This is a genomic window from Methanomicrobia archaeon, from assembly GCA_016930255.1.
GTDB lineage: Archaea > Halobacteriota > Syntropharchaeia > Alkanophagales > Methanospirareceae > JACGMN01.
This window is the reverse complement of the sequence record JAFGHB010000007.1, coordinates 1-11,613: the sequence shown is the minus strand read 5'-3', so window position 1 is coordinate 11,613 and position 11,613 is coordinate 1. Positions and strand designations below refer to the sequence as shown.

7 protein-coding genes are annotated in these 11,613 nt (G+C 48.5%); 5 read left to right on the top strand and 2 right to left on the bottom strand.

Going from position 1 to position 11,613, the window contains the following annotated elements:
- Positions 1 to 153: 153 nt before the first annotated feature.
- Positions 154 to 1,290, bottom strand: a complete 1,137-nt coding sequence (locus JW878_01230; protein MBN1761687.1) for an acyl-CoA dehydrogenase family protein — start codon at positions 1,288 to 1,290, stop codon at positions 154 to 156.
- Between the two features lie 134 nt (positions 1,291 to 1,424).
- On the opposite strand from JW878_01230, the gene JW878_01225 reads away from it, so the two are divergent.
- Both JW878_01225 and JW878_01220 read left to right on the top strand, forming a co-directional pair.
- The gene (locus JW878_01225) at positions 1,425 to 2,663 is read left to right on the top strand and encodes a translation initiation factor IF-2 subunit gamma (protein ID MBN1761686.1); all 1,239 of its coding nucleotides are present in this window, start codon (positions 1,425 to 1,427) and stop codon (positions 2,661 to 2,663) included.
- Between the two features lie 76 nt (positions 2,664 to 2,739).
- Complete coding sequence (locus tag JW878_01220) at positions 2,740 to 3,627, top strand: cation transporter (protein MBN1761685.1); 888 nt, start codon at positions 2,740 to 2,742, stop codon at positions 3,625 to 3,627.
- A gap of 384 nt (positions 3,628 to 4,011) precedes the next feature.
- Here JW878_01220 and JW878_01215 read toward each other — a convergent pair whose 3' ends face one another.
- On the bottom strand, positions 4,012 to 7,809 hold the full coding sequence (locus JW878_01215) for a right-handed parallel beta-helix repeat-containing protein (GenBank protein ID MBN1761684.1): 3,798 nt from the start codon (positions 7,807 to 7,809) through the stop codon (positions 4,012 to 4,014).
- A gap of 192 nt (positions 7,810 to 8,001) precedes the next feature.
- On the opposite strand from JW878_01215, the gene JW878_01210 reads away from it, so the two are divergent.
- From JW878_01210 to JW878_01200, 3 genes are read left to right on the top strand one after another with little or no spacing between them, the layout of a single operon-like run.
- Positions 8,002 to 8,754: an alkaline phosphatase family protein gene (locus JW878_01210; GenBank protein ID MBN1761683.1), complete on the top strand. Its 753-nt coding sequence runs from the start codon at positions 8,002 to 8,004 to the stop codon at positions 8,752 to 8,754.
- Between the two features lie 49 nt (positions 8,755 to 8,803).
- Positions 8,804 to 9,712 (top strand): RimK family alpha-L-glutamate ligase, encoded by a 909-nt coding sequence (locus JW878_01205; GenBank protein ID MBN1761682.1) that lies wholly within the window; start codon positions 8,804 to 8,806, stop codon positions 9,710 to 9,712.
- Positions 9,709 to 11,607 carry a lamin tail domain-containing protein gene (locus tag JW878_01200; protein ID MBN1761681.1) on the top strand — a complete coding sequence of 633 codons (1,899 nt, stop codon included), beginning with the start codon at positions 9,709 to 9,711 and terminating at the stop codon, positions 11,605 to 11,607. Before JW878_01205 ends, JW878_01200 begins: the two co-directional genes overlap by 4 nt.
- The last annotated feature ends 6 nt before the right edge of the window (positions 11,608 to 11,613 follow it).

Here is an 11,613-nt window from a genome sequence, read left to right as displayed (position 1 = left end):
TGGTTCAACACTAAAAGGTATCATAGAGGGATCAAAGCCATACCAGCATCACTTTATACCGGGTAGTTTCAAAGTTTACTTAACACTCAGTCACGAGTGAGTGTTTTTGAGGGTGGCACGTGTATTGTGCGGCTGGCAGATTTGAAGCGCTCTTCATCGTAACTCTTCCCGAGCTATTATCATTCGTTGTATCTCAGAGGTGCCAACGACGATGCCGAGCACCTTTGCATCACGGAAATACCGCTCTGCGGGGCACCGCTTCGTGCAACCATATCCGCCGTGTATCTGCACCGCGTTGGTGGCAGCACGCTGCGCAACTTCCGAAGCATACAGCTTTGCCATGGACGCTTCCTTTGTAAATTTATCCTTTCGGTCTGCGAGATAAGCGGCTTTGTACGTGAGCAACCGCGCGGCTTCTAGCTCGACGGCCATGTCCGCGAGCATGAATTGAACCGCCTGGAAATTGGCGATAGGCAGAGAGAACTGCGTTCGCTCTTGGGCGTACTTCTTTGAAGCGTCAAGGCACGCTTGCGCAATACCAACGCCAACACTGCCCATTGCCACTCTATCTCGATCCAGCGTGGCCATAGCGATCTTTAAGCCATCGCCTTCGCTGCCAAGCCGGTTCTCCTCTGGGACTCTACAATCCTCGAACACCAAATTACCCACAATACAACCGCGCAAGCCCAGCAGATTCTCCGTCCCCGCAAAAGAGAATCCTTTCGTCTTTTTCTCCACGATGAACGCGTTCATCCCCTTTCTGCCCTGGCTCTTATCCGTGTACGCCAGAACCACGTAGATGTCTGCAACTGCGGTATTCGTAATATACGCCTTCCTGCCGTTGAGCACGTAGTCGTCGCCGTTACGAACAGCGGTGGTTTCGATAGAAAGGGGGTCAGACCCGGCAGCTGGCTCTGTTAACGCGAAAGCGCCCAACGTGCTGCCGGCACAAAGCGATCTGAGGTATTTCTCCTTCTGCGCTTCGGAACCCGCGTAGAGGATAGGGAAGCTGCTGATGAGTCCGACGGCGCTCAGGCACCCAATACTTGCGCTTACGCGAGAGAGCTCCTCTACCAGCACGGTATAACTCAAAAGCGAGGCATCCGCACCATCGTATTCTCGCGGGCACGGCAACCCGAAAAGATCGAGTTCCGCCATTTTTCTCACAATCTCCGCAGGGAACGTTCCTTTTCGATCGATCTCAGCCGCTCGTGGCAGCACCTCATCATCGGCAAACGTTCGTGCCCTACTCTGAACAGCCTTTGCCTCCTCAGGTAATTCAAAATCCATACTTCTCACCACAGCTCTCTCTTTAAAAAGAAGAGCGTTACCAAAGAAATCTTTTATTAAACGCGGGTATCTTAATGATAGTGAAGCGAGCTAAAGGTTAGAGTGCAACGCATTCGCGTGCAGTAAAAGGAAGAATGGGGGTACGCAAAACGAAGAAACCTTCTGTGAACATCGGAATGATCGGGCACGTAGATCACGGCAAAACGACGTTAGTGAACGCGCTATCCGGTGAATGGGCGGACCGACACAGCGAGGAGATAAAGCGCGGCATCTCTATTCGGCTGGGCTATGCGGATGCGACCTTCAGGAAATGCCCGGTCTGTGCGGAGCCGGACTGTTACACGATAGAGGAGGTTTGCACGCATTGCGGCGCAGAGACGGAAGAGTTGCGGACGGTCTCTTTTGTCGATTCGCCGGGGCACGAAGCGTTGATGGCAACGATGCTCAGCGGTGCGGCGATAATGGACGGCGCTGTTCTGCTTATTGCGGCGTCCGAGCCGTGTCCACAGCCGCAGACGGAAGAGCACTTGATGGCTCTGAGCATCGTGGGCATCGATAAGATCGTCATCGCGCAGAACAAAATCGACCTCGTCTCGCGCGAGGAAGCGATCGAGCATTACAAGCAGATAAAGGAGTTTGTTAAAGGGACGATTGCGGAAGATTCGCCCATCGTGCCTACATCGGCGCAGCAGTCTGCAAATCTCGATTTATTGATCCAGAGTCTGGAGAAGACAATACCGACACCGTACCGTTCCGCAGATGAAATCGCGCGGATGCATATCGCACGCTCATTCGATGTTAATAAGCCCGGGACGCCGATACGGGATTTGAAGGGCGGCGTAATCGGCGGCACATTGCTCAAAGGGAGGCTGCGAAAAGGCGATACGTTAGAGATACGACCCGGGCGGATGGTAACGGCAGGAGGCAAGGCGCAGTGGATCCCGATCGAGACGGAGATAACGTCGATCATGGTCGGTGGCGAGCAGGTGAAGGAGGTAACGCCCGGCGGACTTATCGGTATTGGCACGAAATTGGATCCGAGCATGACGAAAGAGGATTCCTTGGTCGGTCAGTGTGCAGGACAAGTGGGGTCATTGCCGCCAACGAGGGATAAACTGACGATCGAATTCCAGCTCTTCAAGCGTGCCGTGGGTGTGACAAAAGCGGGAGACATCCCTCCGATTAAAGTAGGCGAGTCTATCCTGTTAAGCGCCGGAACCACAATCACCATCGGTGAGGTGAAGCGGGTGACGAAGAAGACGCTTGAGGTAAACCTGAGCAGATCGATCTGTGCAGAAGAAGGCTCTCGCGTGGCAATCGGGCGAAAGATACGGCAGCGCTGGCATTTGATCGGTGCGGGCGTTATAACGTAACGGAAGGGTTTTCAGGCTTCACTTTGCTTTGCATGGCAGACACACTGCGATGATGAAGACGAGGGTAACTAATCGGATGCAGGATAAACCTCACCGCTTTGGATACCTTGAAGGAGGGCTTTCGGTTATCGTTAATGTCGTCCTCTTCGCGTTTAAGTACTGGGCGGGTAGTGAATCCAATTCCGTAGCGATGATCGCCGATGCGTGGCATACCATGTCCGATACGTTGACGTCGCTCATTATCCTGGTGAGTTTCTGGGTTGTATCGCGGCCCGCGGATAAACATCATCCGTTCGGCCATGGACGAGCAGAAGCTATAGGCGCAATCATCATCGGCACACTTCTCGGCGTGGTAGGATTAACGTTCTTCAAAGAATCGATTCTGAGATTGCAGCACTATCAGGCAGCGGAGTTCGCCACCTTGGGTATACTGGTGTTTGGCGTCTCGGTGCTCGTAAAAGAGGCGCTCGCGCAGTTCTCAATGTGGGCGGGAAGAAAGATGCAATCACACGCGCTGATCGCGGATGGCTGGCATCACCGCAGCGATGCAATCGCCTCGGGCATGATCGTCATCGGCGCGTTATCGGGCGCATATCTGTGGTGGATCGACGGCGTTATGGGCATCTTCGTCTCGCTCTTGATCTTATACGCGACCTATACGATCTTGAAGGAAGCGGCTGATTCGTTGTTAGGCGAACGTCCGGATCCGGTAATCGCAGACAAACTAAACGAGTTGGTCAGGACGAGCGCTCCTGCCGCATCATGCATACATCATTTACGCATGCATCGCTATGGCGACCACGTCGAATTAACGCTCCATATAAAACTGCCCTGCGAGATGAATCTAAAAGAGGCACACGACCTCGCCACGCGTTTAGAAGAGGCGATTAAGAAGGAAACGAATGCTGTGTCAACAATTCATATAGAGCCGCGTACTGAATTTGAAGAACGTAACCTCCGTTAATCTAATCGTACGGCGGGTATGCAGTCGCTATGGAGAATACCGTTCACGTCCTCAAAGGAAGTGCAGTTGATCCATCAAACTATCTTATGAAGAAAGTTTAATCAAAGAACTATTCCAATCATATCGCCGGTATCCAACAACTTTTCTTGGTAAGAAACGTTGATTAAAGGACCTGTTCAGTCAGTCAGACCAAAGCTTCATGGCAGGTATCCAATCGTTATACGTGCGGTCGTTAGCATCAAACCTTTTCTTTTTAAGAAAAGCTTTACCAAAAGAATTTAACAGCGGGTATCCAGTCATTGTATTCTTTTCCGTTAGCATCCATGAACTCACTGCAGTTGATCCATCAAACTTTCTTAGGAAGAAAGTTTAATCAAAGAACCGCTATTCTAATCGTATCGCCGGTATCCAATCCGTGTGTATCTCTCCATTGGCATCTTCAAATGAAGTGCACCTGATTGTTCCTCCGGTTGCATTAAAAGGCGATTCGTGGATGATCTGAGGATAGGAGCCCGTTCTAATCGTGTAGTTGTAAGTTTCGTTTTCGTAGAGGGTGAACGAGTCGTTGAAATTGAGGTTGTGCCAATCGCCATTGTAGCCGTCCCAGGTCGCAGTAACGTTCAACGTCGAGTTCCATATTCTTGCGTATTCGGTATGCCCTCCTGTGCCTGAACATGAGTAGGTATAAAGTTTAGATACCAAAATCGTTTGATTTAGCGTGATGGTACCATTGTGGATACCTGAAATACTTGGATATGGATTATCCGGTGTTCCGGTATCGAAGACTGCTTCAACAAACGGTATCACTCCAAGTAACGGATCTCCCACGTAGAGTCTGGCCGTAACAGTCTTATTAACCAAATCCCGAGAGAATGACGGCTCACCATCGACCGTTGGAAGCGTATTAACATCTTCAACTTCTTGTAAAAATCCTGTTCCGGTCTTAAATACGGTGCACGTTGCTACGTCAAGGTCACCGACGTTTATTGTTATGTCTGTATATGCGTCATCGGTTGTTGAGCTGGTATTATCGGTGACATTGACATTGAGCACAACAGCGTCGCCGATATCAATACCATCATACTCAGGAGGCAAATATGCCGCTAAATCGCTTGAATCTGCGAGAGTTATGCTAGAGGTGACGCCGACATCTATATTTGTGTAAGGCTCCTCTTCAGCCATAACCAGCGGGTGCCAATCGCCACCGTTTGTTATATTCCCCGATGAATTATAGGGAAGCAGTGTATCACCCAATCCGTCAGGTAGTAGGTCTGTATCTTCGCCCTCATAATCGCTCCAGTAATTTCCACCAAGGTAACCACCTCCAGCTATATTCTCCTCCGATGTTTTCGTAATATTCCAGATATTATATCCATCGTCGTAAGCATTTTTTGTGTTGTTGAAGTAGTTATTATAGATAAGATTATCATAACACCCCCCTTGCAGATAGACTCCATTCTCATTATTTGATATTGTATTATTCGCTATCGTGCAACTATCAACGTTTTCAAGATAGATCCCCCAATCATTATCTAAGATGCCGTTGTTCGTAATTGTTGTACCGTGTGGCCACCATCTTAGCGAAATTCCATAAGTATTCTTTAAGATTTCATTGTTCTTAATAATTACTTTTTGAGTCACTGGATTTGACGGTTGAGAAGGAATACCAATGTCTAAAAATAGCCCTCCACCTCTCCCTCTAACGGGACGAGGACGGAAACATTCAATTCCATATTCACAATCAAAAATCGTGTTGTTTTCTATAATTAAATCTAAAGGCGAGTTATACATGAACGAAATTCCACCGCCACTTATCAGGTTTTTAGCGATCAGAACAGAGGACGAAAAAGGATAAACCCTGCCTGCATTCATGACATTATCTTTTAATGTGTTGTTATTCGATCGTGAGATTTCCACATCGCCGGTTATGTTATTTTGTATCACTGTGGTATTATTTGACACGTAGATTTGCATGCCATCTGAAATGTTATTTGCTAAAACTGTACTCTGGTTATTGAATGAAATTTGTAAGTCTCCAATATCGCTATTTCTTATCGTTACGTTATCACAACTTGCAATTCCAAGATAATGTGTTCTTGCGTCTTTTATCGTCAAATCATATTCATCGTAGTAATAATATAACGGCAGACCTTTTATTGTGTTTGTATCATCAATCGTGTTATTATAGTAAATTTTTAACGAACCCATTATTTCGAGGTTTTTGTATTGATTTGACATATTATTCCTTTTCAGATTATTATTTTTAGAATAATGCAAAGAAATTCCATATTCATTAGAGTCCAGTGAATTATTAATAATTTCGTTATAATCTGAAGAAAGGAGTAATAGCCCATCGATATTCCTGTGGATTTCGTTCTCGGATATTACATTCGATTTTGACTTATAAAACGCGTTGCCACTGTTATTGCTGATTTTATTCTTTAGTATCCTGCTGTCATTACAAAACACAAAGCTGACGCCTTCTCCATGATGGATGCTGTTATTCTGGATCGTAAAGTTGGAGCAATATGCAAAACCAATCCAGCTCGTATTGAGGTTTTTTATAATTCGATCTTTTTGGTCAAAATAGTAGTAAACCGGATAGTCATTAATGGTGTTCGTTGTGTCTATCACATTATCAAAGTCAGTTTTTGAGTGGCCTGAGCATAATAGATTGCCGTAATAGTTGTTTGAAAGTTTATTTTTTATCAATATATTATGATTTGAGTATTCTATATTGATGCCTATGCTATTATTTGATAGAGTGTTATTTGAGATATTACAATAATTTGCGCGGAGATATACTCCACACCATCCTCCTCCGATGGTGAATCCGCTTACATTTACATAGTTGACCGTTATTTCAAGAACGTGATCATTTGGATCAAGAGCATTAACAATCGTTTTATCACTGCCATTTTCAGATCGAATTGTTAGGTTAGCTACGCTAAAGTCCACGTTCTCGGTATATGTACCGTCACGCACGATGATGATGTCAAAAGGGTTTGCTGCGGTCACCGCCTCTTGAATCGTAGCATAATCGTCAGGCACATAAATTGTCCGTGGTTCATGTGGATTAACCCACACATCTACATCATCATCGTCGTCTTCTTCAACATCGTCATCAGGAGCAAAATCAGGATAAACTGGATAAATCGCATCGTATACAGTTATTTCATATAATCTTTCGGCTGCACACGTTGTATCAATCGAGACATTAGCAGTGCAACCACCCCCAGTTCTGACCCATGCCGCCAAATAAGGCGTTCCTGTCGCTGGATACGCATCGCCCCATTCGTCCAACACCACAACGTCAGACGTATACAATATCATCGGGGGGTTATCCGTATCAACATTGGTGACAGTCAGGTAATAGAAGGCGAATGGATTTCCGGTAATTGTTACATTAATATCCTCGCCTTGATCAACAGCGTCTTCTTCGGCATCGATTGTCAATTCCTCTTTACGGACCGTGAACTCGTAGTAAGGTGAACTCACGTCTACATCGTTACAGGTGTCCCGATCTGTTGTTATCCACATCCTCCACTGACCAATACGCCACTCAGAGGTGTCGAGTTGAGACCAGTCACTCGACGTGACATTATTTTCCGGGGTATCCGCATCAATCTTCTCCGGTGTCAGTAGGATTCCATCAGGGTCGAGTAATTTTAGTTTGACTTTGCTCCAGCTTCCGTCGGCAGCATTCTTCATGAGACCACCAAAGTTAGGCTCAATATGAACCGTCAGTTTCGTCCCCCTGGGTATCGCCTTACCAACGACCGAATAGGTGGTACCCTCGATGAAGACATCGCCGGTAATTTTAGGCTCGTCAATTACTATATCCGCAACCGTTCCGGCGGCACTCGTGGCATTGTACGGGCCCTCGACGGCAGATGCCGAGACGTCAAAATCGGTATTATCAGCGACGAAAATTGTTGCGCCTTCGGTAGTGGTGCCGGTCATGCCATAAAAGTAGCTACCACTCACCACGATGGCCGAGACATCCAGACCTTCCTCACCACAAAATACGATATCGCCGCGCTCTATCGCGCCCGCGCCATCTCGTGCGGAAATCGGCACCAGCGCCCCGAGTACCGAAGCAAACAGAACAGCCGTCAATACAATGCCTATTATCGCCTTACCTCTTCCAAAGCCGCAATTTACACCTTCTTTCGTATTCATTTTTCGCGTACCTCTTTTGGTTATTTATTGTCCCCCCTCTTTCTTCTCACATGCGGGAACTTCTTTTATCATCTCAACGTTCAAAAATTAGTTCGTGTGAGCGAATATGTATCGCGCAGTTTAAAAGCTTGTCGGTTATGTTGCGCATAAAGACTCACCACATTTATCAGAGATAAGCGCCGAATGGTTGTTATGCAACCCCTCTCGCTCTTACACATCGCGCCGACCCTGGCGGCGTTTTTTGATATTGAGTTACCATCACCCGTTCAGCCAGTCAAGCAAATTCTCGACTTTATGACCGCCCGCGATCCTTCCGTAGTGGTATTAGTAGTGGTAGACAGCCTTGATTGGCAGCTTTACGCCGATTTTGCGACGGGATTAGAGGTGCTGCATGCGCTCGCTTCGCAAGGGTTGTTATACGAGTGTGAGACGGTAAGCACCACGACAACACCGGCGATTGCCTCGATTCTCACGGGCTTGTTAGCGGACGAGCATGAGATATTTACGAGCGAAGACGTCGGCACATCGGAAGTGAACTCGATTCTGGAAATGCTTGATGACGTGGGCAAGCCAACTGCGGCCATTCTTGAAACAGCGGGCACGAAACCGCTTGTCGAGCGAATCAGCTACGTTTGCCCGGTGGATGATCGCGAAGACATCGAGGAATACGACGCTTTGATAACTTCACACGCCGTTTCTGTATTAAAAAAGCGCGAGGTGAGATTCATCTTCGCGCATCTCCGCGCCATTGACCGGTTCGCGCATCGCGGGAACGATCTGCGAGTGGCTGCCGCTATCACGAGCCAAAACATAGGAGCAATCGCAAAGGCCGTTAAGGAACGGAATGGGATGCTGCTTATCTGCGGCGATCACGAGGCGCATCTGAAGGAGAGGAAAGCTTCAGGAGGGAAAGGGACAGTACCGTTGATTGTTGCGTGTCCGTAAGTAATTAGTAAGTTAATAAGCAAAGTACAATTGTGGGGTAACGGATTAAATGACAACTAAAAAACCTGCAAAAATCGGCCTCGTCCTCACCGATCCCGAGGACTGGACTGCCCGCACTTTTATAAAGAACATCGAGAAACGAGGTGCCACAGCCGTCCCGATAAACCTCGCAACGCTCAGCGCTTCTCTTTCATTAACTGATCTCTCTATCTTTGATCCCAATTCAAAGAGCGTGGAACTCGACGCGCTCATTATCCGGGACGTCGGCATCAGCTTTGCGCTCGAGCAGATCTCTTTTAAGTTCGACCTCATCCGCCATTTTGAGAACCGTATACCTGTCATGAACTCCTCCGAAGCGATCCAGAACGCCGCGAACAAATTTTTATCGTTTCACCGCTTTAAGCAGGCGCAGCTTCCCATTCCCCGTACAACAGTAACGGCTGAGCTAGACATCGCGCTCAAAACCATCGATGAATGGGGGAGCGCGGTCGTGAAGCCGATCTTCGGCAGTCAAGGTAAAGATATTATTAGACTTGACAATTCGCAATCTGATTTAACGTCGAACCTTGCCGATTTAGTGAAGAAAAGGGGTGTGCTCTATGTACAGGAGTTCGTCCCGAATCCTGGTCGGGACATCAGGGTTTTTGTAGTTGGTGAAGAAGCTGTGGGTGCGATTTACCGTGTCTCGGTTGGTGATTCGTTCGTGAGCAATTTGAGTCAAGGCGGCACTCCGGTTGCCTGCACGGTAACAGGAGAAATGGAACAACTCGCGGTACGCGCGACACAATCCGTCGGCGCTGATTTCGCCGGTGTCGATCTGATAGAAGGCGAAGAAGGGCTGTTCCTACTCGAAATTAACGGGACTCCTTCTGGAAGAGGAATCAACCAAGCGTGCGGGATTGACGTCACCGAAAAGATCGTTGACCGGCTGTTCGAGCGGCTTGAAGACGAAAAATGAAAGACAACATAACCCGGAGCAAACGTTACGTTCTTGTGGCGTTGCTATCGGCTCTGCCGCTGCTCTTCCTGCTTGTTGTAACCTCAACACTTGGAACTGCTGCTCAATCTCCCGATTTTGATAATGGAGCACACTTGCTCATCACCGAGTTTTATCCGAACACGGCGACGAGAAACGAGCTGGACGAGTATGTTGCTCTCTCGAATCCGTGCGCTCGGTCGGTAAATCTCGAAGGCTGGAGCATTACGGACAACGAGGGCACGCTCATCTTCCCCTCTTTTAATCTTGCTCCAAACCAAACAGTCTATGTTACGCGAAACGCATCGGCATTCACGGAGCAGATGAGCACCCTGATGAGCGACGTTAGAAGACCTGATTTCGAATACGGTGCGGACTCCGATTCCTCGGTGCCACGACTGCAAACCACGGGAAGAACCTTCGCGTTGCGCAATACCGGTGACGAAGTCATCCTCCGGGATGAAAGCGGCAGAGAAGTGGATGTCGTGTTATTCGGCGAAGCCGTGTACGACGGTGCGGGGTGGCGCGCGGAGCCGTTAGAGAAGCCGCGCGAGGGAATGATCTTCGTACGAAAAGGGGCTCAGGACACGAATCGGTACGGAGACTGGCTTACGCTCCCTCTTGGCGCTTCCTATCACGCACCCGTGAAATTCGCATGCTCTGGCTCTGACAGTGCTACCGCGTTTGTCTCACCGGATTGCAGCTTCTCCGTGGTGCAGGCCGAACTAGAGAGCGCGTCTTCCTCGTTATACATCAACCTCTACGAGTTCGACAATCCTTACCTTACGGACAGTATTATCGCTGCCTTAAACCGGGGCGTGAACGTGCAGCTGCTGCTCGAAAGTAGCCCCGTTGGCGGTATCACCGGTGAAGAGCGGTACATTGCGGAAACGATAGCGAAAAACGGCGGTGACGTTCGTTATTCCCGTGATCCGTACCTCAATCATGCCAAATACGCCGTTATTGACAACCGAGCACTCGTCGTAATGACGGAGAACTGGAAAACGACCGGCACACCCACGAACAACTCCTTTGGAAACCGTGGCTGGGGGATCGTGCTGAGGGACGAAGACATGGCAAAGTACTTCACAGACGTCTTCATCGAGGATTTCTACCGCGGTAAAGAATTCGTATCAGAGGTGGGCGGTGCAGAAACAGATAAAGAAACCATTACCAGGACGATACCCCAGGGCTCATATATACCCGCTTTCGAGCCACGAACCGTCACGTGTGATTTCACGGTAATCCCGGTTTTAGCGCCTGATACCGCACTGAGTAACGCGACGATATTAGGTGCGATACAGAATGCACAGGCGAGCGTTTATGTGCAGCAGTTCTCAGCCGGGAGATTTTGGGATGAAGGAGATAACACCTTCATTGCCGCGCTGATAGAAGCCGCACGACGGGGCTGCGACGTGAAAGTGCTGCTGGATTCCAAGGATTATAGCGTCGAAGGGTCAAATGACAATGACGAAGTAGTCGCATGGCTGGAGCGGATAGCGAGCGAAGAGAATCTGACCTTATACGCGGAATTGGCGGATTTAGACGCTTTGGGCCTGGCTAAAATCCATACGAAAGGATTGATCGTGGATGGCGAGATCGTCGTCATCGCATCCCTGAACTGGAACCCCAATTCCGCTCATAACCGTGAAGCAGGCGTCATAGTGGCGAACGAAAATATCGCATCGTTTTTCACGGACGTTTTCCTGCATGATTGGAACGTTTCGGTGGACGGAGCACAAGGAGAAGCACCGGTCGGAGAATCGGCAGCACGCGGCGGGAAAACACCAGTTACAACGAAACTTGTGGGTGTGGCAGTAACGCTGATCATCGCTTTCGTTATCTTCAGGATCGTGAAGTGGTATAAGCGGTTATAGTTATAT

Bases quoted from the DNA above. Each gene is read 5' to 3' on its own strand.
- JW878_01230 (MBN1761687.1), bottom strand. From the start codon at position 1,290: ATGGATTTTGAATTACCTGAGGAGGCAAAGGCTGTTCAGAGTAGGGCA.
- JW878_01225 (MBN1761686.1), top strand. From the start codon at position 1,425: ATGGGGGTACGCAAAACGAAGAAACCTTCTGTGAACATCGGAATGATC.
- JW878_01220 (MBN1761685.1), top strand. From the start codon at position 2,740: ATGCAGGATAAACCTCACCGCTTTGGATACCTTGAAGGAGGGCTTTCG.
- JW878_01215 (MBN1761684.1), bottom strand. From the start codon at position 7,809: ATGAATACGAAAGAAGGTGTAAATTGCGGCTTTGGAAGAGGTAAGGCG.
- JW878_01210 (MBN1761683.1), top strand. From the start codon at position 8,002: ATGCAACCCCTCTCGCTCTTACACATCGCGCCGACCCTGGCGGCGTTT.
- JW878_01205 (MBN1761682.1), top strand. From the start codon at position 8,804: ATGACAACTAAAAAACCTGCAAAAATCGGCCTCGTCCTCACCGATCCC.
- JW878_01200 (MBN1761681.1), top strand. From the start codon at position 9,709: ATGAAAGACAACATAACCCGGAGCAAACGTTACGTTCTTGTGGCGTTG.